Raw genomic sequence first — 25,702 nt, forward strand, 5'->3', positions numbered from 1 at the left:
ATCCACATTTCGAATGATATTGACAACCTTTTCACAAATTACCTGACTAAAAAAGAGAAAGGTTAAGCCTATGCTCTCCCTTTCCCCGACTTTTATTTTTTTAAATCTGTATGGGCGGCCGTCACAATTTCAGAAATCGCGCTCTGATAATCCATGTCCTTTAATTCTTCGTTTGGATATGTTAAATATAAAAGAAATTCAATATTCCCTTCTCCACCCGTTATAGGAGAATAACTAATTCCTTTAATCCCATACCCTTCTGCTAACACAAATTGGCACATACTTGTTAAAACTTCATTATGGACAGCAGCATCTTTAATAATACCCTTTTTGCCTACTTGTTCTCTTCCTGCTTCAAATTGTGGTTTCACTAAAGCAATCACTTCTCCACCCCGCTTTATAAGCGTCTTTAAAACGGGAAGAATGAGTTTTAAAGAAATAAACGAGACATCAATCGAAGCAAAATCCGGTAAGCCTTCATGAAGATCTTCGGCCGTTACGTAGCGAAAATTCGTTCTTTCCATTACAACAACTCTAGCGTCTTGTCTTAACTTCCAAGCTAACTGATTATACCCGACATCGAGAGCGTACACAATCTTTGCTCCATTTTGTAAGGAACAATCGGTAAATCCTCCTGTCGACGCTCCGATATCGAGAACGGTTTTATTTGATAAATCAAGATTGTAGAGCTTAATCGCTTTTTCTAATTTTAGTCCACCTCGGCTTACATACGGTAAAACATTTCCTTTTACCGTAAAGTGAACATCATTGTCCATTTTCATTCCTGGTTTATCAATACGCTCTGTATCTAAATAGACTAAACCTGCCATAATCGCTCTTTTTGCTTTTTCTCTCGTATCAAAAAGACCTTGATCGACAAGCAATACGTCTACTCGTTCTTTTTTTGCCATGCTTGTTACGCCCTTTGTCTTTGTCTCGGAACCATTGCGATGATCTGTTCAGATACTTGATTTGCCGTTAAACCGATTTCTTCAAGTAACTGGGAAACACTACCATGCTCAATAAAGTAATCCGGAATTCCCATTCGTTTAATGGTTAAATCACGATAGCCTGCTTCATTATAAAATTCTAATACCGCACTACCGAATCCACCTTGAAGGGCCGCTTCTTCTAAAGTTAAAATAGGGATGTTTTGTTCAGCTATCTGAGATAATAACTTCTCGTCTAAAGGCTTAGCTGAGTTTGCATTTACTAAGGTAACATGAATACCTTGTGATTCAAGGTAATGGATCGCCTCTTCTGCGACTGGAAGCATTGTACCAAAGCTTAAAATACAGGCATCCTTGCCCTCTTTTAAAACTTCCCACTTTCCAATTTCAACGGTTTTTAATTGTTGATCCATTTTAATCCCATAACCATTACCACGTGGATAACGAACTGCAATTGGGCCATCATTGTATTGAACAGCTGTATAAATCATATGCTGTAGTTCATTTTCATCCTTTGGCATTAAAATCGTCATATTTGGTAAATGACGTAAATAAGCAATATCAAAAACGCCCTGATGTGTTTCGCCGTCAGCCCCGACTAATCCGGCACGGTCTATCGCAAATAAGACATTTAAATTTTGACGACAAATATCATGAACGATTTGGTCGTAGCCTCGTTGTAAGAAAGTTGAATACACAGCAAAAACAGGCTTTAATCCTTGTGTGGCGAGGCCACCAGCCATCGTTGTTGCATGTTGCTCAGCAATCCCTACGTCAAACATTCTTTCAGGAAATTCCTTTGCGAAAACATCCAGTTTCGTTCCACCAGGCATTGCCGCTGTAATCGCAACAACTCGCTCATCTTCACGGGCAATCTTCTTTAACGTTTCTGCAAATACACCACTATAACTAGGTGGTCCCGGCTTTTTCACAACTTCACCTGATTCAATTTTGTATGGTCCTAAGCCATGCCAAGTTCCAAGGGCATCATTTTCTGCTGGTTCATACCCTTTTCCTTTTTTGGTGAGAACATGAATGAGGACTGGACCTTTTGTTTTCTTTGCATATTTCATATTTTCCATTAAGTCATCTAAATCATGACCATCAACTGGACCTAAATACGTAAAGCCCATTTCTTCAAAAAAGACACCCGAAACGAGTAAATATTTTAAGCTATCTTTCACACGTTCAGCCGTTGCGGCAAGCTTGCCACCGAATGCTGGAATTTTTTTGATTAACATTTCAAGCTCTTCTTTAGCTTTATGGTATTTACCGGCTGTTCTTAATTTTCCTAACACATTGTGAAGGGCACCGACATTAGGGGCAATCGACATTTCGTTATCATTTAAGACAACAATTAAATCCTTTTGTTCGTGCCCAATATGATTTAGTGCTTCTAAAGCCATCCCGCCTGTTAAAGCACCATCTCCAATAATCGCCACAACACTATTGTCTTCTCCCTTTAAATCTCGTGCTGTCGCCATTCCCATCGCTGCAGATAAAGATGTGGAGCTGTGACCAGTTTCCCAAACGTCATGTTCACTTTCATTTCGTTTGGGAAATCCACATAAACCTTGATATTGTCTGAGCTTATCAAATTGGTCAGCTCGTCCTGTTAAAATTTTGTGGACATATGCTTGATGTCCTACATCCCAAATAAACTTATCCTTAGGGCTTTCAAACAAATGGTGAAGAACTAATGTCAGTTCAACAACCCCAAGATTAGGGCCTAAATGTCCGCCTGTAACGGATAGTTTCTCAATTAGAAAATGACGAATGTCTTGAGCTAATTCCTCTAATTGTGCTTTGCTGTAGCCTTTTATCAAACTAGGATCTTTAATATTTTCCAGCTTCATTTTCAAAACACTCACTTTCGAGTCAGTTTATCTTACTTTTATATGGGCCAATTGCTGATTTCATGTTGGCCATTTGGTCGTCTTATGTCTGTTTAGAATAAAGTCAAAATACATACCGTAATTCATTCTTTCCCCTCATTGTATCAGAAAAAACAAAGATGAAAACCTTTTACCTAAATTAGAGAAGATTTTCAAAAGTCAATATAAGGATAATTATGTAAAACGGTTAACTATAACTTCATACAGTCCATTTTTCTTCAATACTATGCTCAGAGCACCAAGTTTTTTAACGTTCTCTAGCATTTATCCACTATTTTCATTGCTTGGCTCATTAGCTTATAAAAGCTGTTTAATATTATACCATGTGGTCTTTTTTTGCTCAAACGTTAACGTAAATAAGGCAAAGGTGTATATAATTTGGCATACTCCACCAGCGAGATACCCTACGCGTTCCGCAGGTGAGTCGGACCCAGCAGGACGCGGAGCAATCATTTCTGCAGCGGTAGCCGAAGAACCTTTTTATACAACAGCCATATGATTTATCATAGAAAAAAGCCCTAAAAAGGAACATCCCCCTCTTTAGGACTCAGCAGAACATAGTAGCTTAATGATTACGATTCTTTATATAATCAGCTAATGATTCTAATAGATTCGTATTCATTGAAACTTTATGTAAGGATTCAAGTGCAACATCATAATGGGCATTTAATACTTCTTTTGTTTCATTCAACCCAAGCAAGCTCGGATAGGTGCTTTTATTATTTCCAACATCGCTACCTAAAGGCTTCCCAATCAGCTCTTGCTCACCTTCAACATCAAGCAAATCATCCTTAATTTGAAATAATAACCCTAATTCACGAGCAAAGTGACGTAAACGCTCAACATCTTCCTCACTAGCATCAGCTATAATCGCACCTGCTACAATAGAATACGTCAATAAATCACCTGTCTTATGGTTATGAATATAAGTAAGCTCTTCTAATGTTAACGCCCGTTCTTCCCCTTCCATATCAGCCACTTGCCCACCAATCATCCCAACCGGCCCAGCAGCAATCGCAAGCTCTTTAATTAAACGAACAACCTTTTCCGGCGCAAGTTGTGAAGAAGCAATCCGTTCAAAGCTATGAGTTAACAAGGCATCTCCAGCTAAAATTGCCGTTGCTTCACCAAAAACTTTATGATTTGTTGGTTTCCCTCTTCTTAAATCATCATCATCCATTGCCGGTAAATCATCATGGATTAAGGAATACGTATGAATCATTTCAATCGCACAAGCTAACTCGTAACCTGTCTCAAATGACTTATCAAAGCCTTTTAAGGTCGCTAATAATAACAAAGGTCTGATTCGTTTTCCACCAGCCTCTAATGAATAAATCATCGCATCTTTTAAGGAGGCAGGAGCATTTAAAGCACGAATCGACTGCGGCAACTTTTCATCGATCACAAATTTCGTTTCCTCTATAAATGCTTGAAGATGTTCGTTCACCCTTCATCCTCCACTAACTGAACCTCTTCTATTTCACCATCTGGGTGTAAAATACGGTCCATTTTCTTTTCGACTTGCTCTAATTTATCATGACACTGCTTAGATAGCTCCATTCCTTTTTGAAACATTGAAATCGCTTCATCCAAAGGGACATCTCCTTGCTCAAGCTGTTCCACTACATTTTCAAGCTCGTTCATCGCTTCTTCAAAACTAATTTCTTCTTTTTTTGTATCACTCATCATTTATCCCCCTCTACCTCTTTCAATTGGTCGCTTGTTCGGATCGTATCGACAACATGACAATGAACTAAACCATCTGTTACTTGAATGCTTAAGTGCTCACCTTTTGTTACTTGCGTCGTCTTTTTGATCATTTCGTTATCTTTATTATAAACAAGACTATAGCCACGTTCCATAATCTGCAGCGGACTTACAAGCTTTAATTGCGTAATTAATGATTGAAATCCTTGTTGTTTGCTACGAATCGTTTCATGTGTTTTTGCCTTTAGTCGATCCTCTAAACTTTTTAATTGATTTGCAGTTTGCTCAATTCGAGCTTTCGGATGACTTCTCGTTACTTCTTTATGAAGCTGAGTGAGCGTGCTTTTTTTACTCGCCACTAATTGCGACATCGCCCGTTTTTGCCGGTCCATTAATCCATCTAATTCTTGCTCCTTTTGGCGAATCAACTGAGCTGGATATCGAAACGCATAGGAGCGATTAAGCCTCTCAAGTTGTTTTCGTTCCAACTGCACTCTTTCATTCATTTGCCTCATTAGCCTTTGTTTATACTGCTGAATATGAATAAATAGGTCCTTCAAATCGGGAACAGCCATTTCTGCTGCTCCAGTTGGGGTTGGAGCACGTAAATCAGCGACAAAATCACTAATCGTAAAATCAGTCTCATGGCCAACCGCAGAAATAATCGGGATATTAGAATCAGCTATTGCTCTTGCAACATGTTCATCATTAAATGCCCATAATTCCTCAATTGAACCACCACCACGCCCTAATAAGACAACATCAAATTGACCAATCAAATTCGCCTGTTCGATTGCATTAATAATCGAGGCGGGGGCATGTTCGCCTTGAACAAGAACGGGAAATAAAGCTAAATGAGCTATCGGATATCTCCGTTTTAATGTAGAAGCAATATCCTTAATAGCAGCACCAGTAGGAGAAGTAATAATTGCTATATTCTTTGGAAATTGAGGTAAAGCTTTTTTCCGTTCCAAAGAGAATAACCCTTCTTTTTCAAGATCTGCTTTAAGCTTCTCATAAGCTAAATATAAACTACCAATACCATCTGGCTGCATTTCCCTTACATACATTTGGTAAGAACCATATGGCTCATACACATTGATTTCTCCCTGAACGATAACTTTCATACCATTTTCGGGATTAAAATCTAAAAAGCGATTATTGCCTGCAAACATAACTGCTTGCATCCTCGTATTTTCATCCTTAATGGTAAAATACATATGGCCACGACTATGTCTTTTAAAGTTTGAAATTTCCCCTCGTAACCAACAATTTTGTAATTGAAAATCCTTTTCCATTAACGTCTTAATATGCCGTGTGACTTCTGTGACGGTTAAAACATTTTGCTTTAACATGATAAAAGCCCTCTCCTCATTGCTGATTGGATCGTATTTTCTAATAGCATCGTAATCGTCATTGGGCCGACCCCACCAGGAACAGGGGTAATATAAGAGACGACATTCTTTACATTTTCAAAATCGACATCGCCATAAAGCTTTCCATCGACTCGATTAATACCAACATCAATCACAATCGCATCTTGTTTGACATCGTCAGCTTTAATGATCCGGTCACGTCCAACTGCAACGATCAAGACATCTGCTTTGGTCGTTAATTCTCTAAGGTTACGGGTTTTTGAGTGACAATAAGTAACGGTCGCATTTTTGTTCAATAGTAATTGTCCAACAGGTTTGCCGACAATATTACTGCGCCCAATGACAACAACATGTTTGCCTTCTAAATTAATTTTTGTTTCCTTTAGCATTTCTAAAATACCAAATGGTGTACATGGTAGGAATGTTTCTTCACCAATCATCATTTTCCCAATATTAATTGGATGAAATCCATCGACGTCTTTTTGGGGAGAGATCCGCTCAATCACTTCACGTTCTCTTATTTGTTTAGGTAGTGGGAGTTGTACTAATATTCCATCAATGTCGTTATCATTGTTTAAACGATCAATTTCGACTAATAAAGTTTGTTCCGATGCACTTTCTGGAAGCTCTATTAATTCTGAGTAAATCCCTACTTCTTTACAAGCCTTTTGTTTTGAGCGGACATAGGTTTGTGATGCTGGATCCTCCCCTACTAAGATGACAGCTAACCCTGGTACGATTCCTTTATTTGCTAACGCTTCTACTTTTTCTTTTATCGCCATTTTTTTGTTCTTTGCTATCTTTTTTCCGTCTAGAATCGTGGCTGTCACCTGCTTCACTCCTTTTTTTCTCTATTTATTTAATTCCTCCATTGATTTGGAAAGCACACCATTAATAAATTTCCCGGATTCTTCCCCTCCAAATGCTTTGGCTAACTCAATGGCTTCGTTAAACGTGACATTTTTCGGAATGTCGTCAATATATTGCATTTCATATAAAGCCATTCTTGTAATCGCACGGTCAACATGGCCCATTCGTTCGATTGTCCAGCCGACTAAATTAGCGGAAATAATAGTATCTAATTCTGCTTTATGTTCGACGGTTCCGAAAATCAAATCTTTTAAAAATCCACTCGCTTCTTCTCCTGTATCAAGCACACTTTCTAACGCTTCATTCGGCTCTGATTGAGCCACATCCATTTGGTATAAAGCTTGTGCAGCTCTTAACCTTGCTACTCTACGATTCATATTTTGTCTTTGCTCCTTTAAGCTTGTTTAATACGTTGATAATACCATAGTGGAAAGTGCCTGTCACTTGTCGAAAGAAGGTAGGCAAATCGCCAATTGCCTCTAAGTAACAGCCACCTAAAAAAAACAGTCAAGCTTATACTCTTGACTGTTTCAAAACCGAGCTGAATAAAACACTTTTTTATTTTTCTTCAACAACAGCTTCTGTTGTTTCAAATTGAATGCCAACAACATGAACATTGATCGCATTTAATTGGATAGCCGTCATTGTTTGAAGAGCTTGTTGAATATTCGTTTGAATAAGTTTCGCAACTTCTGGTACAGACACACCATACATAATGACAACTGATACATCAACTAAAATCCCGTCATCATTTAAGTCAACACGTACGCCTTTACCATGATTTTTTCTTCCTAGCTTTTCAGCAACACCTGAGGCAAAATTCCCTCTCATATTGGCGACACCTTCCACTTCAGAAGCCGCAATCCCTGCGATTACTTCAATCACTTCAGGTGAAATTTCTACTTTTCCCAATTCGCTTTTTTGCTCATCTAATTCTAAAATATGATTCTCGTTCATTTTCATTTCCTCCAATCTATTCGATTACTTACTATCTTCCATAATCGCATGTTCTTCTAGGAATTTTGTATTAAAATCCCCAGAAACAAATGTCTCATGATTTAACAGACGGATGTGGAATGGAATCGTTGTATCAATTCCCTCAACTTCAAATTCAGAAAGAGCCCGTTTCATTCTAGCAATAGCCTCTTCTCTTGTCGCCCCGTGAGTAATGACTTTGGCGACCATTGAATCATAAAATGGGGAAATTGTATAACCTGAGTATACCGCAGAATCAATTCGAACACCTAGTCCACCAGGTACTAAATAAGAAGTTACCGTCCCTGGTGAAGGCATAAAGTTCTTTTTCGCATTTTCTGCATTAATCCGACATTCAATCGACCAGCCATTAAACGTTACATCTTCTTGTCTAAACGATAACGGTTTTCCGTTTGCCACATGAATCTGCTCTTTGATTAAATCGATACCGGTCACCATTTCTGTTACTGGATGCTCAACCTGAATGCGAGTATTCATTTCCATAAAATAAAAATCGCCTGTGCGGTGGTCAAAAATAAACTCGATTGTTCCTGCTCCCGTATATTCAACCGCTTCCGCTGCTTTTACAGCTGCATCTCCCATCTCTTTACGTTTCTCTTCTGAAATCGCTGGTGATGGTGTTTCCTCAAGTAGCTTTTGAAGGCGACGTTGAATGCTGCAATCTCTTTCCCCTAAGTGAACCGTATTGCCATGCTCATCGGCAATGACTTGAATTTCAACATGACGAAAATCTTCAATATACTTTTCAATATAAACACCAGGATTTCCAAAGTTGGCTTGAGCTTCTTTTTGAGTAATATTGATGCCCTTTTTTAGTTCTTCAGGATTTTTGGCGACACGAATCCCTTTTCCGCCACCACCGGCTGTTGCTTTAATAATCACAGGATAACCAATTTCGTTTGCCACTTTTAAGCCAGCGTCAACATCTTCTACAATACCATCTGAACCAGGAACAATAGGAACACCAGCTTGGGCCATCGTTTCCCTTGCTACATCCTTTGTCCCCATGCGGCTAATTGCTTGCGGACTCGGGCCAACAAATTTAATATTACACGCTGCACAAATTTCAGCAAAATCAGGGTTTTCAGCTAAAAATCCATAGCCCGGATGAATCGCATCTGACTCTGTTAACGTCGCGACACTCATAATATTAGTGAAATTCAAATAACTTTGGCTAGCAGGTGTTGGTCCTATACAATAAGCCTCGTCCGCGAGTTTAACATGGAGAGCGTCTCTATCTGCTTCTGAGTAGACAGCAACCGTTTCAATATCTAGTTCTTGACATGCTCGAATAATCCGAACGGCAATTTCTCCTCTATTTGCGACTAGTAATTTTTTTATCATGATTACACTCTCCTACTATTATCTTGGTGCTACGACAAATAATGGTTGACCAAACTCTACAAGTTCGCCATTTTCCGCTAAAACTTCAACGATTTTCCCTTTTATTTCTGCTTCAATTTCATTCATCAGCTTCATCGCTTCTACGATACAAACAACCGTATCCTCTGTCACTTGATCTCCAGCTTCAACATAAACCGGTGAATCAGGAGAAGGGGCGGTATAAAAAGTTCCGACCATCGGAGAAGTGATGGTATGCAGATTCTCTTCTTTACTCACGGCACTCTTTACTTGTTCTGATGCTTCCACAGTTTCCGCAACTTCTGCTTCAACCGTCTCTTTTACTTCATGCGAAACGGCTGGCACAAATGAAGTCACTTGAGCTACCTGTCCATTAGAAGGTTTTTTTAAATGGAGCTTCGTACCTTCTTCTTCATAATTAAATTCCTCTAAACCAGATTCATTGACTGCTTTAATTAATTCTTTAATTTCTTTTACAGATAACATATATGTACGCTCCTTTGAAAACGATGTAATTAGTACCTCATAATAGAAGTACATCGCATATTATACCACAAGTTATTTTTCCGATATATCGTTACGTTAAAAACTATTTCGTTATTTAATGTACTTATTCGCTCTCCTAGCAAAAAAACCTCCATTATGTAAATAATGGAGCGAATTTTTATTTGAGCATTTTCTACATAAAACTAGTTTTTGTAGAATGAATGAAGTTATTCTGTTTCTTCTTGACTTTCAACAACCGTTTCAGCTTCTGCTTTTAATAAAGCCTCTTTTTTATACTGACGGAAAATCGGGAACTCTGATAAATTATCAGGAATCTTACCATCTTCTAATAAGATAATCTTTACAATGTCTTTATTTCTTGCCATATGATATCGTTCATCATAACTATTTTCGAGCGTATATTTTTTTAAATTTTGATAATCTTCTTCTTGAATGGAAACGGTGTAAGAGTCCCCATCATTCGCTTCAAAGTGCTGTTCAAATCCAATTTCAAATTCAACAATTTGGATATTATCATTTTTTAAATTTCTCGTTTGCTCCAGAACAGCCTTTGCTCCCTCTGTTAAATCAGTCCATTCCATCATAATCGCTCCTCATAAACATAAGATACATTGTCGTATTATACCATGCCCGAACAGGCAATGCACATTAATTGATAAAACGATGTAAAAAGACTTTCGTTAAGAGGGTTGATACGAGGCCACTTCCACACCAATCAAACCACCATTCCTAAAATCCATTAAAAAAGGATGAAGAGGTTTAATGACCTTCTCATCCTTTTTTTCTTAGCAATTGCTACGAGTGACAGCCTCACCCTTTATTATTTCGTATAATTAACAGCTACTTCTACATTTCTGCCCACTTTTTCACCTGCGATATCCATAATTTTCACAGAATCTTCTCTTGTTAATTCCTCTGCTTGGACATGGATTTCAACCGCACCATCTGACATGAGAACTAAGACATTTTCATACCCGCCATCAATTTGAATCGCTCTTTCTAGTTCTTCTTCTAGTTGAGCTAGTTGCTGAAGTTCCTTTGTTTTATCCAGCGCTAGAGAAACTTCAGATGGACTTGATTCAGGTGAGCTTACTACATTATTATTCTCCTCTTCTGCACGATGACGTGATTCTTGTAAAGACATTTTTTGCATTGCAAAGACATCTGCAGCTTCTGGATTAGCCACTGTGCCTTCCATTTCTTCAGCTTCTTCAAACACTTCAGAAACATTTACAACACTATCTTGTTGATCCGCATCATTAGCTCCATCAGATGGTGCCTCTTCTTGGTCACCATCTGCCTTGTCACCGTCTGCTTCGTCACCTTCTTCTTTATCGGATTCTCCAGCCTCTCTATCATCATTTTCCATACTATCCATTTCCCCAGTATCAACCGCTGCTAGATCACCGCCATTTGCTCCTGGTAAAATATAATAGACGGATAAGACAACGATCAAACTTAACATTGTTAATAACCATACCGTTTGTTTTTTTAGTACCATTATTCATCCTCCTCTATTTTTTTCGGCATTACGGACACTCGATGTGTCGGGACGTCTAATACTCGGCTCACAGCCTCCACTACATAGCTTTTCACTTGAGCATTTTCTACCCCCCTTGCGACAACGAGTACCCCACTAACGCTCGGTTTTTCTGTTTTTACTAATATAGGTTCTTCAGTATCCCCTGTCCGAACGATCACTACTTGTTCGTCCTCAGTAAAGTCTTCTACCTCTCTCGTTCCCCCTTCACGATCTACTTCTTTTGTATTTTGTTGTTTCTGATTTCGATTTCTTTCAAAAATACTTTTTTCAGATTCAGCGAAAGTAATCATTACATCGGTATTACTTACACCAGCAATTTGGTTCAAAATTTCTTTCAATTGATTTTCATAGCGGTTTTCATAATCTTGTATCGAGTTTGGATCTTCAGTCGTTTTTCCAAATGCTTCTTCTGTTTCTTCGTCATTCTCTCTCGGTGGGTCACTATATACCGGCTCGCTCGGTCCAGAACTTAAGTCATTTTCATCATCAGAAATGACCATGTTCGCTAATACCATTAACATTAATCCAACACAGCCTAGAAGTAGCACATAGTGTAAGGGAATTTTTTTCTTCTTATCCTGGGATGGTGGTTGAAAAAGCTTCTTCAACCATTGATTATCCTTTTTTTCCTTCTCACTCAAATTCGCTCGCCCCTCCTTTCCAAACGACTGAAAGTGTTTCTTTTGGAACTTCCCAGCTTTTAACGAGATCTTCTTTAACATCTTCTAATATTGGGTCCTCCGCTTCTTCCACATCTTGCACTTGGCCAAGCGGGGTGCTCGTATCAATTTTGACTAATGCGACCTCCTTTACTTCTGGGAGTTCACCAGACTCCGCGTCTACTATATGGTCAATATGTGCTCTGATAAAAGCAATATCGTCCACAGTAGGGAGCCGGTCCATGAGATGATTCTCTTTCAACTCAAACTCAATTTCTGAAATCTTTAATGAGTAGGACTGTTCCAAGTGTGCATCTACTTGTTCTGTTAAAAGGAAAGCCATCTGTTCTGAAATATATGCAGATTGTCCCAACTCTATTTCTTTTTTTTGCAAATTTATAGATTCTTCTATTGATTTTTCCTGTAATTCACTGTCAGTAGCAATTGTAAAAAGCCATTCGTCAAAATCTTGCGTAAAAATGGAAAATAAGGGCTGTAATAAAACAATTAAAAGTAATAAACCAACAACCATTTTCACATATTTTTGAAATGAATTTTTCGGTAAAATTAGCTCTAATATCGTCGCAAGTAAAATTAACAAAATAATATTCGTCAGCCACTCGATAATAAATGCCACTAGATCCCCTCCTCTCCTTACCGAATCATAAATGATAAATTACTAGCTGATATCATGATCGTAATGGCCAAAAAGAACATTAAACAGACGATAGCTAAAGCAGCAAAAACATAGATAATCGATTTGCCAATAATCGATAAACATTCAATAATCGGACCGCCTCCTAATGGTTGTAATACCGCTGAAGAGAAACTGAAAATGAAGGCTAGTCCTAACACTTTTAAAGCAGGGAAGGCACAGAGAATAAGCAAAATCGCTAATCCGGCAATTCCAACTGTATTTTTTAATAAAAGAGAAGCACTTAAAACCGTATCAGCTGCATCTGTAAACATCCGACCGACAACAGGAACAAAATTACCGGCAATAAATTTGGCCGTACGTACTGTTAACCCATCAGATACCGCAGTGGACGCTCCTTGTACGGAAATTACTCCTAAAAAGACGGTAAGAAAAACTCCTAATGCTCCGACCGCAATCGTCCTTAATAAACCTGCTAATTTTGTCACTTTGTAATGGTCTGTTAATGTACTTACAATATTTAAGACCGTAGATAAAAACAGCAAAGGAAAAACCATATATTGAATAAGTAAACCACTCGTATGAACAAGAAAGATGATTAATGGATGAAACATAGCAGCAGATGTGATGTTTCCAATTGAAGCCATTAAAGCAAGTAATAAAGGCAGCATTGCGACCATAAAATTCGTCATATTGCTAACCGCATACTCCGCATAATCAATCGCTAAGCGAAAACTATTTAAAGCAATAATCATTAAGACTAAATACGTAATCGCATAGGCCACTTTACTAATCGTATGTTGTTCAAAAGCATTTTGTAACGATTGCAAAATCATACAAAATATCGTTAATAGTATTAAGCTTCCAAGTAGCTTCCCACTTACAATTAGTTCATGAAATAAAAACGAACAAGTCCTAATCCCCATTCCTTAAAAGAAAATTGCTTTTCACCAGTTAAAAAATCAAATAAGGAGCCTTTTTGACTCTCTGGTAAATATCCACCATATTCGGTCGATATTTGTTCCCAGTATTGAACAATCTCATCTAAGTTCAATCGTTGCAATTGCTGCTCCACAAAACCTTGCTCATCAAAAGGCACTTGTTCTTGCTTCTGGCCTTCCTCGGCTTTGATATAGTCAGGCGAGAGCGAAAAAGCAGCAAGAGTCATCACCAAAATAAGAAAAAACAGCCGGACTCTCATGTCATTCCCTCCTCCCTTCTTTAAAGTTTGGTTCCCTTTAGGCAGTCGGCAAAAAGGAAATGACCATTTCAATAACCGCCGTTAAAATCGGAATCGCCATAACTAAAATTAACACTTTTCCCGCCAATTCAATTTTAGATGCAATAGCAGCTTGTCCGGCATCTTTCGCAATTTGGGCCCCGAATTCAGCAATATAAGCAATTCCAATAATTTTTAAAATCGTTTGTAAATAAATCATGTTCATATTTGCTTGCTCTGCAATGCTTTGGAGCATCTGAATTACTTTTGCGATTTCATCTATAAGAAACAGGAAGATAAATACACCAACAAAGACCGTCAATAAAAAGGCAAATTGAGGCTTTTGTTCTTTCACAACGAGGGCTAGGAAGGTTGCAATAAGCCCTAGCCCAACAATTTGAATAATGTCAATTGTCATCTCCTCCTATCCTTGGAACAAGAAGACCCCTCTAATTTTTTGGAATAAATCATCGACAATCGTCGCAACCATATATAAAACAACAACAAAGCCAATTAGCGTAACCCAATGGGCCCAGTCTTCTTTCCCCATCTGTTTGAGAACCGTGTGAATCATAGCAACCACAATCCCTATCCCTGCGATTTGAAAAATGGTGTTCACATCATACACCTTTATCTCTCCTTTACTAAAACGACCTAATTGAGACCCATTATAATATTCAGATTTAAGTATTTAGATAAGAACGATAACAACTAAAACCCCACTTAAAAAACCTAAACTCTTAATCATTTTTTCATACTTTGCTTGTTTATCTCGGGCTTCTAACTCTTCTCGTTTTAAATGGGTTAGCACTAATTGAATTTGTTTTTTTTGCTGTTCATGATCTTGTTGCCCAAGTGTCGCTCCAAATTGTTTCATGATTTCCTTCTCCGTCTCTAATAAAGCGGTATTCGGCCAAACCTCATCCAAGCTCTGTTCCCAAGCTAAGTAGGCTGAGTCTTCCTTTGCCAAAAGTTTATTAGCAAAGGCTTCATAAAAAGAAGAGATTGGATTTGGAATTTGTTTAGCTATATTTGAACAAGCTTCAGATAGTGGGGTTAACCCATAGAGCATTTCTGCTTCTAACGATTGCATCGCTGACATGAGCTGTCTAATCTGTCTTGGCCTTTCACTTAGCCGCCTGGCATATTCAAACCCAACAAAAGTAGTTGTTAATAAAATGAGGACAGCCCCTAACAACTTCACCTTATGCCTCTCCCTTCTTGCCATTGAAAACGTTCGACTCTACGAATGACCCCAGGTTTTGTTGACTTCGTTAATTCAATAAAGCGTTCAAATACACCAAGTTCTATTAACCCTTTTAAAGCTGGCCTTCGTTTTAAATCATGTACGGAGTGTCCATGTGCTGTCGTAATCACTTTTACTCCGGCATACATCGCTTCTTCAATAGCAATACGATCTTCTTCTCGCCCAATCTCATCGACGATAATGACATCTGGACTCATCGTTCGTATGAGCATCATCATTCCTTCCACTTTTGGACAACCATCTAAAACATCAACACGATCCCCTAAACGATGCTGAGGTACTCCTTTTACAGAAGCAGCAATCTCTGAACGCTCATCCACAATGCCTACTTTTAATGGCTGAATTCCCTTTTTCCGATCGCCTTCACTAATCAGCCTTGCTATATCTCGTAAAAGCGTGGTTTTTCCCGTTTGCGGCGGCCCAATGATTAATGTATTCAACCACTCTTTTTCAAAAATTTGCGAAATAAGCTTATCCGCTACTCCAATCGTTTGCCTTGCCACTCGGATATTGTAAGAACTAATTTCCTTTAGTGTTTTGACTTGTCCCTTTTCGAGAATAACCTTGCCACTCAAACCAACACGGTGGCCTCCGCGGATAGTAATATACCCCCTTTTTAACTCTTCTTCAAAAGCATAAAAGGAATAATGGCTCAGCTGATTCAAAATAAATTGCCCATCCTCAGGACGAATTCGATACATATGGTTATCATTTTCCGGATAAAAAGGTCTTCCCTCTGCAATTACTTCTAATGGTCTTCCTACCCTGACTCGAATCTCTTCCACTTTATCGATTAAAGAAGACGGCATACTTTTTATTAACGTTCTAATCGACTCTGGCAAAACAGCCATAATTTCTGGTTTCATTGGGTATCCTCCTATTTGCGAATGCCAATTAGAATTAACATGACACCTGCCCCAATAAATAAAAATTTCGAAAAAGATAGTTTATCGGACATGCCAACTAATCCTACGACAACCGATAAAATAAAAATCGTCGGTCCAATGATAGCTAAAACCGCATTTACTCCTATCGCTTTTTCAATAGAATTAAGCTTCAGCATTAACATCGCGGCACTTATTTCTATCAAGCCAGATAAAACGCGAAAACCTACCATAATAATTAAAGCTAGTTCAATCGATACAAACCACGATTTCATTCTTTCACCTCAAGTACTAGAAGGAGAACAACTCCCATTCAAAAGTCGATTGAACCGACAAGAACAATCATTTAGTCCTTTAATGACTATCATGACTCCTTTGCTCCATCCTTTTTCGACCTTGCGGAATGTCCAAACTTCTTTTCTATTAACAGCAATTGGCTTTATACAAAGTTATGTAAGAAAGGACGAGTTCAGAACATATTCACTGAAAGAATTAGAGAAGGTTATAGAAGGGTGCTTACTTAGAGAACGATATAATATGGGATTGGTAACATAAGGAGAGAGAGGAGAGTGGGGTTAGAATGCTTATTGAATCAAAAAGCCACAAAGAATGCGGAAGCCCTTAGCTCGCAATTTAATTCGACAAACACCTGCCACTTGTCGCACTTATGCTTGTCGCACTTAAACTTTTTGTACTTAACGAAAATCACGCTACATTAGCATTACAAGTACAAAACAAAAAAGGCTCCCAAAAGCTATAAAAACAACTTTTTGGAAAGCCTTTTTTCAAAAATGCTTACTTATTATGCACGAGATACGTAACTTGAGCTACGTGTATCGATAATCAGAACATCACCTTGGTTAATAAAGAAAGGAACTTGAACAATTAAACCTGTTTCTAATGTGGCTGGTTTTGTTCCACCTGAAGCTGTATCCCCTTTAATTCCTGGTTCTGTTTCCGTTACTTCTAATTCAACCGTATTTGGAACTTCCACACCAAGCGTTTCGCCTTGGTAGCTCATGATTTGAACTTCCATATTTTCTTTTAAAAACTTTAGTTCATGTTCAATTTGAGCTGTTTGAAGCTCCAATTGCTCATAAGATTGGTTGTCCATAAATGTATGTGTATCTCCACTTGCATAAAGGTAAGCCATACGACGGTTTTCAATATGAGCTTTTGACACTTTTTCACCGGCACGGAATGTTTTCTCTTGAACAGAACCTGTGCGAAGATTACGAAGTTTGGAACGAACAAATGCCGCACCTTTACCTGGTTTTACATGTTGGAATTCCATCACTTGCCAAATTCCATTGTCCACTTCAATTGTTAAGCCTGTTTTAAAATCATTTACTGAAATCATTTCAATTCCTCCATCTTTCCCTCTGCCTATACGCAGAGCAAAGTCACAATCAATACTATACCATAGCTTTCATGAAGAATCTTCTTTTTTATGATAAAGAAATCATGTTGCCCTTTTCTACCCCATTAGTACTTAACCCTTCTGAGTCTATAAAGAAAAGAACTTATCCCCTACCTATTAATGCTATATTTTATCCAAGGGTAATTAGCTCTTTTGGTGAAGAAGTAAAGGATTCATTTCCATCCTTTGTAATCAAGATATCATCTTCAATTCTTGTACCACCGACATTTGGAATGTAAATACCCGGTTCAACTGTTACGACCATACCTGGCTCAAGTACGATATCTGATTTAAATGAAAGTCCTGGTGCTTCATGTACTTCCATTCCTAAACCATGTCCAGTTGAATGTCCAAAGTACTCACCATACCCTTGTTCTTTAATATAATCTCGTGTTAGAGCGTCACCTTCAATCCCTGTAATTCCTGCTTTGATGCCCTCCATCCCCAATTTCTGAGCATAAAAAACGGTCTCATAAATTTGACGAAGCTCATCACTGATTTCACCGATAGCAAGCGTTCTCGTGATGTCTGAGCAGTAGCCCTTATAATAAGCACCATAATCTAAGGTAACAAGTTCTCCAGTTTCAATGACTTTTTCACTTGCAACTCCGTGCGGAAGAGCAGAGCGATGACCTGAGGCCACGATAATATCAAAGGAAGAGCTGATCGCTCCCTGTTTTCTCATAAAGAATTCTAATTCATTCGATACATCAATTTCCTTCACACCTGGTTTAATATACGTCAAAATATGCTCAAAAGCCGCATCCGCAATTTGAGCCGCTTCCTTCATTATTTTGATTTCTTCTTCATCTTTATACATACGTAATGATTCCACCAATCCACCAACTGGAACTAACTTGGCTGATGAAATGGCTTCTTTATAAGCTTCAAAAGAAGAGTAAGTTACGTGTGCTTTCTCAAACCCAACAGACTTAGCACCGATTCGTTCAATTTGTTTCGCTAATTCTTCTGTAATTGGTCCTGTATGCTGGATAATTTCAAAGCCTTTTGCCTGTTCCTTTGCTTGCTCAACATAACGAAAATCTGTAATAAAAACCGCTTCTTTTTCAGAAATTAAAGCAATTCCAGCCGAACCACTAAATCCTGTCATATAACGTCGATTCACTCCACTTGCTACGACTAACGCATCAATTTGATTTTCAGCTAATTTACCTCTTAAAGCTTCAATTCTTTTCATGATTCATTTTCCCCTTCCACTAGAGCGATTAAGGCTAAATGATACCCTTTAAAACCTAATCCAACAATTTGCCCTACGGTAACAGGTGCCGTCACTGAATGATGTCGGAACGCTTCTCTAGTATGCACATTCGAAATATGAACCTCAATTGTTGGATAACTCACAGAAGCAATCGCATCTCGAATTGCATAGCTATAATGAGTAAAAGCACCTGGGTTTATAATTAACCCATTTACATCCTCGGCATATTCATGAATCCAATCAATGATTTGTCCTTCATGATTAGACTGTTTAAAAATAAGCTGACAACCGAGCTCTTGAGCCTTCACTTGTAACTGCTGTTCCAAATCAGTTAATGTCGCATGACCATATACACCTGGCTCTCTTAAACCGAGTCGATTTAAATTTGGGCCATTTAAGACTAGATACGTTTTCAAAAGATTCACCGCCTTTTAACTATGTACAATCTTTATTATTGTATCATAATAAACGGCTCTATAACGCAATATCACGAAAAATTGACACTATTCATAATTAAAGGATTCACGTTGCATCCTTGTCCATTTAATAAAGGATTACCCTCTTTTTTGTTCAGCATATTCATACGAAATCGAATACCCGATAAAGAGCCCGTAAAGAACAAACAGACAAAGAGAAGTAACAATCGTATTTGAATCTAAATTTTGAACCGTTTTTAACCCAGGGAATAGTGGATTGAGAATATAAAAGAGCAGAACCCACAATAACAAACCAAATCCAACCCCTGCCCATAATGATTTCATCCGCTGTAATGTCGCTTTATAAAGAAAGGCAATTCCAATGGAAAGGATCATAATGACGCCAATTCCAACTAACTGTCCGATATATGTATCCTTCCAATCAGCTAAAGCCCAAGGCATTAAGATCAAGGCTGGCCCGACTCGAATAAAATTAAAAAAGAAGGAGAAATACCAGATGCTAGCCCAGATCAGCCCCCCAAATAAACCGATAACAACGACTTTTGTATTAAAAGACATTTGTTTTTCTTGCTCATTTTGTTCTAACTGCTTTTTAGCCATTCTACTCACCTCAACTTTAGTATATCCAGAAGTCTTTTTTTCTCATCCAATAATTTTCCTAAAGAAAATATTCTACAACAGCATAGATAAAAGGATAATCTTTTTATCTGTCGAATATCTTTAATATAAAGCCTGAATGCTCAGCCTTAAATAAGCACTTATTCGTTTAGGCCTAACCTGTTTATTTTGGGAAACTAATGGGTAAATTTATATTAATAGAATTATTACGTATGTCAGGTTATGCTTATGGTAAACTGATAACATATTTAATCTAGCTACGCCTGTTAGAAGCTCGAGAAAAATCGGTCGTCTTTATGAAGACAAAAAGCGTCTTCAACAGCCGCCCTTGCCCACAGGATGTGGGTACAAGGCGTTGCGGCAGGATGGTGCGAACTTAGCGTTGAACCTTGATATTCTCACTTCTGCCCAAACAGGCTTCGCTTTATATTTAATCTAGCTACGCCTGTTAGAAGTTCGAGAAAAATCGGTCGTCTTTATGAAGACAAAAAGCGTCTTCAACAGCCGCCCTGTATTTTTTCTCACTTCTGCCCAAACAGGCTTCGCTTTATAACATAAATGGAGGTGAACAAAAAATGCACCGTGCTTTACAAATTGCGGTTCCTATCATTATTGTTCTTGCAGTCATCGGTCTTAGTCATCAAATTGTCACAAATCCTCTTGGTTTATTAAGAACCTTACTTTTTATCGCTCTTTTTATTGGCGGCATTTTCCTTGTTTATCGTTTATTTATGATGAGACGTTATGGCACATCCTTTATTCCTAAAAAACAAGGGCCGACAAGAAAACAACTTCAAAAAGCGAAAAGGACTAGTACGGTTCAAAAAAATGGTTCTGCCAAATCTTCCTTTAGAAATAGCGGGCGTCAAACTACAAATTCAACGATCACCCCTATTAAGAAAAAAACAACGAAGTCAACAGCTAATCGAAAAAGGGAACATAATCTCACCGTCATTGAAGGAAAGAAAAATAAAAAGAAAAATCGAGCCTTATTTTAAATACAAAAACCGACTGAGCTTTTTCAGTCGGTTTTTTGTATTTAGCTAGCTTCATTTAACTAAGACCATTTTTGTAAAAATTTCGTTGTTTTTTGGCGTCCTAATTGAACAAGCTCTTCTTTTTCTTCCTCTGATATGGAAAAATTCGTCGCCTTGATATCTTGATTAATCGGAATAAAAATAATATCTTTCGCTTCTTCAGCCTCAATATATCTTGTATCATGAGCATTAATTATCGTTTCAAATAACGCTCTATACATCCCTAAGGCGTTTTTAATTTCATTTGGAGGTATTTGATTGATGTTAGGCGTTAATTTAAAGCCAATAACAGGTCTTCGCCTTTTTTTCGTTTTTTATCAACAAAAAGCCAAAGTGGAAAATTACTTAGCAATCCTCCATCAACGATATAGGAAAACTGACCACGATTTCTACGATCATATAATTTAACAGGTTCAAAAAAGAAAGGAATGCTACAGCTCATCCGAACAGCTCTCGCCACTGAAAATTTTTCAGGTAATATTCCAAACTGTGGTAAATCATCGGGTAAAACTAAAATTCTCCCTCTCGTTAAATCAGAGGCGACAATTTTAATAGATCCTTTTGGTAAATCAGCAAAAGTCGAAACTCCCTTTGCTTCTAAAGCCGTCCTGAGCCACGCCTCCAATTCATCTCCTTTATAAAGCCCTAATTTAAAATACATGTGAAGCCATTTGGCAACCGTAAATGGAAGCCATGACATTCTCTCATCTTTAAAAACTTCTATATTTAAAGTATCTAAAATTTCGAATAAATCTGCACTTGTATAACCAGCTTTAATTAACGCTGCGACAATTGCCCCAGCACTCGTTCCTGCTACACGTTCAAACTCCATCGATTTTTCTTCCATCACTTGAAGAGCACCAACAAAAGAAAAAGCCTTTACACCACCACCAGCAAAAACACCATCAATTTTCATCATCCGCCCTCCTCACTATTAGCCTATGAGCGTTCTTAAAGAAGTTGATAATAAAAAGTGAATCTCGCAGTGAATTTCATTTGATTACATCGCTGGTCAGACAGGTTCATTCAAGTAAAAATGAATCTTCTAGATAGTTATCTGTTCTACAAAGAGTACACTTCTTCCTTTAAAACAAATAGAAAAACCCCACTAAGGGGGTTAATTCACTTCTTCATTTTTCTTTTGAATTTCTTGAAGCTGGACGAGACGTTCTTTGTCTTCTTGGAAAAATTGAACAAGATCGCCAATCCGATCAATTGCATCCCAACTAAGATGATGTTCAATTCCTTCAACATCCTGATAAATGACTTGTTCATTAACACCGATCAATTTCAGAAAATCCTCTAAAAGTTCATGACGATAAACAAGCCGTTTGCCTATCTTTTTCCCTTTTGCGGTTAAAATTAGGCCACGATAACGTTCATATACTAAATAATCACTTTTATCTAATTTTTGTACCATTTTCGTTACAGATGAAGGATGAACCTCCAATGCCTCTGCGATATCAGATACTCGAGCATATCCTTTCTCCTCAATCAATAAATAAATTCTTTCTAAATAATCTTCCATACTAGGTGTTGGCATAGGGTCCCCTCCAATATTCAAAGCCAGGTAAATCTGAAATCAGTTCTTTTATAATATGGTCCATATTAATGGTTGCAACATCTACGAATCACTAATTTCCCCGTCCATCTAAACAAACATCTTCTCTATTCTACTACAAACCACTCATTAACGACAACGGATATTCACAATCATTTATCGGTTTGATAGAAAATATCCTAAAATACAATCATCTCTCAAAACTCATGTAAAATATTCGATCTTGGATTCAGGGAAAAATTGGTCGATATAGCTTTGAATTTTTTCCTTTAATTCATTCGCTGCCTCTGTTTGATATACATATTTCCCTCTCCCATATTTCCCCCATTTATATTTCCTTTCCTCCTCATTCATTTCAAGTTTTGATTTTGGATACCTTTTCTGAATAATATTTTTTGCTGTTTTGGTAAATCGGTGTTGAATTAATTCAAACGTTAAATCCGTCCTTGCATAAGGAGGAAGCTCAGCGTCAAGTCGCTCAAAAAGCTCTAGATACCCCTTTTCCCACCCTTCGTATATATAAAGGGGGGCAATAATAAACCCTAGCGGATAATTGGCTTTAGCCACCTTCCCTGCTGCCTCGATTCTTTCTAAAAAAGACGAAGTGCCCGGTTCAAATTTTTTGATTACATAATCAGAATTAACACTAAAACGAAAACGTGTATGTCCGTTATGTTTGGCATCTAACAAATGATCAACATGATGGAATTTTGTTACAAATCGTAAACGACCATATTCTTGTTCCCCCATATATTCAATTGTTTTTTTCAATGAATGAGTCAAATGGTCAATTCCAACGATATCAGATGTACAGGCTGCTTCAAACCTTGTGATTTCGGGTGCTCGTTCCTTTATATAAGCATCAGCTGCCTCAAAAATATCTTCTAAATTTACATAAGTTCGGATATAAGGTTTATTCCCTAAAGTCGTTTGCAAATAGCAATAATGACAATGACCCATACACCCCGTCGCCAAAGGAATCGCATATTCAGCCGACGGTTTTGACGTATCGAATTTCAATGTTTTTCTTATTCCAATCACAAGCGTCGATTTCGCATTTCGATACTGTTGAAGTTCTGTTTCACCAGGGATATTACGAACTTGATTATGTGAGGTTGTTGTTCTAATCTCGATACCCATTTTTTCAAATTTATCTTTTAACGTTCGAGCAAGTGGGTATTCTAATGCTTGTGGTTCAATATAAACAAGCTGTGGCGTAAATGGTTTCATCATCTGCCTCCTTTTTTTACTTAGGATGCACATTTCCACCAGGTTCACTATTCCTTAATTTAGTAAGCCTTGTTCCCTATGAACGATTTCATGTTTTTTGGTTAATTACAAAGATTCGAGGAAAATCATTTGACATTTTTTTTCGGGAATGTTCTGATTATGAAGAGTAAATGGTTGGAGGTAATGAAAATGGAATATGTAATTGACAATGGACAACTAATATTAGCAGAAGAGGCAAAAATTGATCGAAATGATCGTGGTTATCACTTTGGAGATGGGCTTTATGAAGTGATCCGCATTTATGATGGAAAACCTTTTACAATGACAATGCACTTAGACAGATTTGCTGCGAGTGCCAAAAAACTCGACATGTCACTCCCAATGACAATGGACCAATTAGAATCATTATTAGAGCAATTAATTGAAAAAAATCAATTGGAAGACGGCATCGTTTATGTTCAAATGACACGAGGTGTAAGCCAACGTAACCATCTGTATAGCCGTTCTGAAACAGCGGTGATTACGGGATACTCTCAAGAAATGCCAGCTAAAAAAGAACTGCTTAAAAATGGAATTGACGTATGGGTCACCGACGACATTCGCTGGTTACGTTGTGACATTAAAACCATTAACCTTTTAGGAAATGTAATGGCAAAACGCGAAGCCGCAGATCATGATTGCCATGAAGCTGTGATGCATCGAGACGGCATGGTGACAGAAGGCTCTTCATCAAATTTATTTTTAATTAAAGACAATATATTATATACGCACCCTGCAACAAACCTAATCTTAAACGGCATTACCAGACAAGTCGTGATTCAAATCGCAAAAGAGTTAGGTTATGAAGTCATTGAAGAAGCTTTCCCAAAAGACGTCATTGAGCATGCTGATGAAGCTTTTATTACAAGTACAACATCAGAAGTAACACCTATTAAACAATTCAAAGGCCAAGTCGAAGCTTCATTAGAAATAGGACCAATTACACGACAGCTTCAAGAAGCATTTGAACAAAGAAAATAATGAAACGTTAACATTCAAATCAAAACACAAGCGGCCAGAAATGCCCTTGTGTTTTTTGTTATGCTCCATCATCAAACATTTCCATATATACAAAACGAGCCTATCCATCGATAAGCTCGTTACTTAACTTTTATCATTTCCCGACAGAAGACTCCCCCTTCAATCGTGTGAAGGGAGAAGCCCAACGATAAGGGGGAGATGAATGTCGGTTGGTGGTAGCCAAAGAGATTCTTGTTAGGGTATAATGAGAACATACATTCCTATCGGAGGTGAAAACAATGCTCATCCACAAAGCGTACAAATTTCGTCTCTATCCAAGCAAAGAACAAGAAACCCTGATTGCCAAAACCATCGGCTGTTCTCGTTTTGTATTCAATCGCTTTTTAGGGCAATGGAACGATACTTATCAAAAAACAGGCAAAGGGTTAACGTATTCTTCTTGTTCGGCCCAATTAACCCAACTAAAAAAGGAATTCGTATGGCTAAAAGAAGTGGATAGCATTGCCCTTCAATCCTCCCTGAAAAATCTTGCCGATTCCTTTACTCGATTCTTCAAGAAACAAAATAAAGCGCCACGCTTCAAATCAAAAAAGAATCAGGTACAATCCTACACCACGAAAGAAACAAATAGCAACATGGCCATAGTAGATAACAAAATCAAATTGCCGAAACTAGGGTATGTTTGCTTGGCTAAAAGTCGTGACGTACATGGTCGTATCCTTCGTGCGACGGTTAGACGAAATCCTAGTGGGAAATATTTTGTATTCATTCTTGCCGAAACAGACGTACAGCCCTTGAAGAAAACGGAATCATCTATCGGTATAGATTTAGGCATCACGGACTTTGCGGTTTTTTCGGATGGTCACAAGATGGACAATCATACGTTCACAGCCAAAATGGAAAAGAAATTAAGACGTGAACAGCGAAAACTTTCAAGACGTGCGTTACATGCTAAAAATAAGGGTATTCATCTATTTGATGCCCAAAACTATCAGAAGCAAAAACGCAAAGTGGCTAGATTGCACGAAAGAGTCAGGAACCAACGAGACGATTTCCTTCACAAGTTAAGTACAGACATCATCAAAAACCACGATGTGATCTGTATCGAAGATTTGAACACCAAAGGAATGTTGCGTAATCATAAATTAGCCAAATCCATCTCGGATGTATCCTGGTCTGCCTTTGTATCGAAATTAGAATACAAAGCGAAATGGTATGGGAAAACCATTGTGAAAATAAGCAGGTGGTTTCCATCTAGTCAAATCTGTTC

At 37.9% G+C, this 25,702-nt stretch carries 28 protein-coding genes and 2 pseudogenes; 3 read left to right on the top strand and 27 right to left on the bottom strand.

Annotation, left to right across the window (positions count from 1 at the left end; genetic code table 11):
- Positions 1-92 precede the first annotated feature (92 nt).
- From BALCAV_RS07135 to BALCAV_RS07250, 24 genes and pseudogenes are all read right to left on the bottom strand, one after another.
- Positions 93-911: a TlyA family RNA methyltransferase gene (locus BALCAV_RS07135; RefSeq protein ID WP_003322395.1), complete on the bottom strand. Its 819-nt coding sequence runs from the start codon at positions 909-911 to the stop codon at positions 93-95.
- Between the two features lie 5 nt (positions 912-916).
- A complete protein-coding gene (gene dxs / locus BALCAV_RS07140; RefSeq protein WP_003322396.1) occupies positions 917-2,806 on the bottom strand; it encodes a 1-deoxy-D-xylulose-5-phosphate synthase in 1,890 nt (629 codons plus the stop codon).
- 604 nt (positions 2,807-3,410) lie between these two features.
- On the bottom strand, positions 3,411-4,292 hold the full coding sequence (locus BALCAV_RS07145) for a polyprenyl synthetase family protein (protein WP_003321368.1): 882 nt from the start codon (positions 4,290-4,292) through the stop codon (positions 3,411-3,413).
- Entirely contained in the window at positions 4,289-4,531 is a 243-nt protein-coding gene (gene xseB, locus BALCAV_RS07150) for an exodeoxyribonuclease VII small subunit (protein ID WP_003321369.1), read from the bottom strand. The genes BALCAV_RS07145 and xseB overlap by 4 nt, the downstream gene beginning before the upstream one ends.
- Positions 4,531-5,907: an exodeoxyribonuclease VII large subunit gene (gene xseA / locus BALCAV_RS07155; protein WP_003321370.1), complete on the bottom strand. Its 1,377-nt coding sequence runs from the start codon at positions 5,905-5,907 to the stop codon at positions 4,531-4,533. Before xseA ends, xseB begins: the two co-directional genes overlap by 1 nt.
- On the bottom strand, positions 5,901-6,758 hold the full coding sequence (folD, locus tag BALCAV_RS07160; RefSeq protein WP_003321371.1) for a bifunctional methylenetetrahydrofolate dehydrogenase/methenyltetrahydrofolate cyclohydrolase FolD: 858 nt from the start codon (positions 6,756-6,758) through the stop codon (positions 5,901-5,903). The genes xseA and folD overlap by 7 nt, the downstream gene beginning before the upstream one ends.
- Before the next feature lie 21 nt (positions 6,759-6,779).
- Positions 6,780-7,175 (bottom strand): transcription antitermination factor NusB, encoded by a 396-nt coding sequence (gene nusB, locus BALCAV_RS07165; protein WP_003321372.1) that lies wholly within the window; start codon positions 7,173-7,175, stop codon positions 6,780-6,782.
- Between the two features lie 181 nt (positions 7,176-7,356).
- The gene (locus BALCAV_RS07170; RefSeq protein ID WP_003321374.1) at positions 7,357-7,755 is read right to left on the bottom strand and encodes an Asp23/Gls24 family envelope stress response protein; all 399 of its coding nucleotides are present in this window, start codon (positions 7,753-7,755) and stop codon (positions 7,357-7,359) included.
- A 24-nt stretch (positions 7,756-7,779) separates the two neighbouring features.
- Positions 7,780-9,138 (bottom strand): acetyl-CoA carboxylase biotin carboxylase subunit, encoded by a 1,359-nt coding sequence (gene accC / locus BALCAV_RS07175; RefSeq protein WP_003321375.1) that lies wholly within the window; start codon positions 9,136-9,138, stop codon positions 7,780-7,782.
- 18 nt (positions 9,139-9,156) lie between these two features.
- Positions 9,157-9,642, bottom strand: coding sequence for an acetyl-CoA carboxylase biotin carboxyl carrier protein (accB, locus tag BALCAV_RS07180; RefSeq protein ID WP_003321376.1), 486 nt, complete (start codon positions 9,640-9,642; stop codon positions 9,157-9,159).
- A 227-nt stretch (positions 9,643-9,869) separates the two neighbouring features.
- On the bottom strand, positions 9,870-10,244 hold the full coding sequence (locus BALCAV_RS07185; protein WP_003321377.1) for a hypothetical protein: 375 nt from the start codon (positions 10,242-10,244) through the stop codon (positions 9,870-9,872).
- Positions 10,245-10,483: 239 nt separating this feature from the next.
- Positions 10,484-11,164, bottom strand: coding sequence for a SpoIIIAH-like family protein (locus tag BALCAV_RS07190; protein ID WP_003321379.1), 681 nt, complete (start codon positions 11,162-11,164; stop codon positions 10,484-10,486).
- Positions 11,164-11,847: a stage III sporulation protein AG gene (gene spoIIIAG / locus BALCAV_RS07195; protein ID WP_003321380.1), complete on the bottom strand. Its 684-nt coding sequence runs from the start codon at positions 11,845-11,847 to the stop codon at positions 11,164-11,166. The genes BALCAV_RS07190 and spoIIIAG overlap by 1 nt, the downstream gene beginning before the upstream one ends.
- Positions 11,840-12,502 (bottom strand): stage III sporulation protein AF, encoded by a 663-nt coding sequence (gene spoIIIAF, locus BALCAV_RS07200; RefSeq protein ID WP_003321381.1) that lies wholly within the window; start codon positions 12,500-12,502, stop codon positions 11,840-11,842. The genes spoIIIAG and spoIIIAF overlap by 8 nt, the downstream gene beginning before the upstream one ends.
- Positions 12,503-12,519: 17 nt before the next feature.
- Positions 12,520-13,721, bottom strand: a pseudogene (gene spoIIIAE, locus BALCAV_RS07205) (stage III sporulation protein AE).
- A gap of 37 nt (positions 13,722-13,758) precedes the next feature.
- Entirely contained in the window at positions 13,759-14,157 is a 399-nt protein-coding gene (gene spoIIIAD / locus BALCAV_RS07210; RefSeq protein WP_003321383.1) for a stage III sporulation protein AD, read from the bottom strand.
- A gap of 6 nt (positions 14,158-14,163) precedes the next feature.
- Positions 14,164-14,367: a stage III sporulation protein AC gene (gene spoIIIAC / locus BALCAV_RS07215; protein WP_003321384.1), complete on the bottom strand. Its 204-nt coding sequence runs from the start codon at positions 14,365-14,367 to the stop codon at positions 14,164-14,166.
- Positions 14,368-14,430: 63 nt separating this feature from the next.
- Complete coding sequence (gene spoIIIAB, locus BALCAV_RS07220) at positions 14,431-14,943, bottom strand: stage III sporulation protein SpoIIIAB (RefSeq protein ID WP_003321386.1); 513 nt, start codon at positions 14,941-14,943, stop codon at positions 14,431-14,433.
- Complete coding sequence (gene spoIIIAA / locus BALCAV_RS07225; protein WP_003321387.1) at positions 14,940-15,872, bottom strand: stage III sporulation protein AA; 933 nt, start codon at positions 15,870-15,872, stop codon at positions 14,940-14,942. The genes spoIIIAB and spoIIIAA overlap by 4 nt, the downstream gene beginning before the upstream one ends.
- 11 nt (positions 15,873-15,883) lie before the next feature.
- Positions 15,884-16,165, bottom strand: coding sequence for a YqhV family protein (locus BALCAV_RS07230; protein WP_003321388.1), 282 nt, complete (start codon positions 16,163-16,165; stop codon positions 15,884-15,886).
- A gap of 527 nt (positions 16,166-16,692) precedes the next feature.
- The gene (gene efp, locus BALCAV_RS07235) at positions 16,693-17,250 is read right to left on the bottom strand and encodes an elongation factor P (RefSeq protein WP_003321389.1); all 558 of its coding nucleotides are present in this window, start codon (positions 17,248-17,250) and stop codon (positions 16,693-16,695) included.
- A 190-nt stretch (positions 17,251-17,440) separates the two neighbouring features.
- Positions 17,441-18,508, bottom strand: coding sequence for a M24 family metallopeptidase (locus BALCAV_RS07240; protein ID WP_003321390.1), 1,068 nt, complete (start codon positions 18,506-18,508; stop codon positions 17,441-17,443).
- Positions 18,505-18,945, bottom strand: coding sequence for a type II 3-dehydroquinate dehydratase (gene aroQ / locus BALCAV_RS07245; protein WP_003321391.1), 441 nt, complete (start codon positions 18,943-18,945; stop codon positions 18,505-18,507). Before aroQ ends, BALCAV_RS07240 begins: the two co-directional genes overlap by 4 nt.
- A gap of 138 nt (positions 18,946-19,083) precedes the next feature.
- Positions 19,084-19,566, bottom strand: a complete 483-nt coding sequence (locus BALCAV_RS07250; RefSeq protein WP_003321392.1) for a YqhR family membrane protein — start codon at positions 19,564-19,566, stop codon at positions 19,084-19,086.
- Positions 19,567-20,159: 593 nt separating this feature from the next.
- On the opposite strand from BALCAV_RS07250, the gene BALCAV_RS07255 reads away from it, so the two are divergent.
- Positions 20,160-20,582, top strand: a complete 423-nt coding sequence (locus BALCAV_RS07255) for an SA1362 family protein (protein ID WP_003324604.1) — start codon at positions 20,160-20,162, stop codon at positions 20,580-20,582.
- Between the two features lie 59 nt (positions 20,583-20,641).
- Here the strand turns inward: BALCAV_RS07255 and BALCAV_RS07260 are convergent.
- From BALCAV_RS07260 to splB, 3 genes and pseudogenes are all read right to left on the bottom strand, one after another.
- Positions 20,642-21,537, bottom strand: a pseudogene (locus tag BALCAV_RS07260) (patatin-like phospholipase family protein).
- Between the two features lie 201 nt (positions 21,538-21,738).
- Positions 21,739-22,164, bottom strand: coding sequence for a transcriptional regulator MntR (gene mntR, locus BALCAV_RS07265; protein WP_003324602.1), 426 nt, complete (start codon positions 22,162-22,164; stop codon positions 21,739-21,741).
- A gap of 222 nt (positions 22,165-22,386) precedes the next feature.
- Entirely contained in the window at positions 22,387-23,415 is a 1,029-nt protein-coding gene (gene splB / locus BALCAV_RS07270) for a spore photoproduct lyase (protein WP_040323764.1), read from the bottom strand.
- Between the two features lie 186 nt (positions 23,416-23,601).
- On the opposite strand from splB, the gene dat reads away from it, so the two are divergent.
- Both dat and tnpB read left to right on the top strand, forming a co-directional pair.
- Positions 23,602-24,432: a D-amino-acid transaminase gene (gene dat / locus BALCAV_RS07275; protein WP_003324600.1), complete on the top strand. Its 831-nt coding sequence runs from the start codon at positions 23,602-23,604 to the stop codon at positions 24,430-24,432.
- Positions 24,433-24,710: 278 nt separating this feature from the next.
- Positions 24,711-25,702: IS200/IS605 family element RNA-guided endonuclease TnpB (tnpB, locus tag BALCAV_RS07280; RefSeq protein ID WP_040323765.1), on the top strand; the 992-nt coding region annotated here is incomplete at its 3' end.

It is taken from the genome of Alkalihalobacillus alcalophilus ATCC 27647 = CGMCC 1.3604 (assembly GCF_000292245.2).
Classification (GTDB): domain Bacteria; phylum Bacillota; class Bacilli; order Bacillales; family Bacillaceae_D; genus Alkalihalobacillus; species Alkalihalobacillus alcalophilus.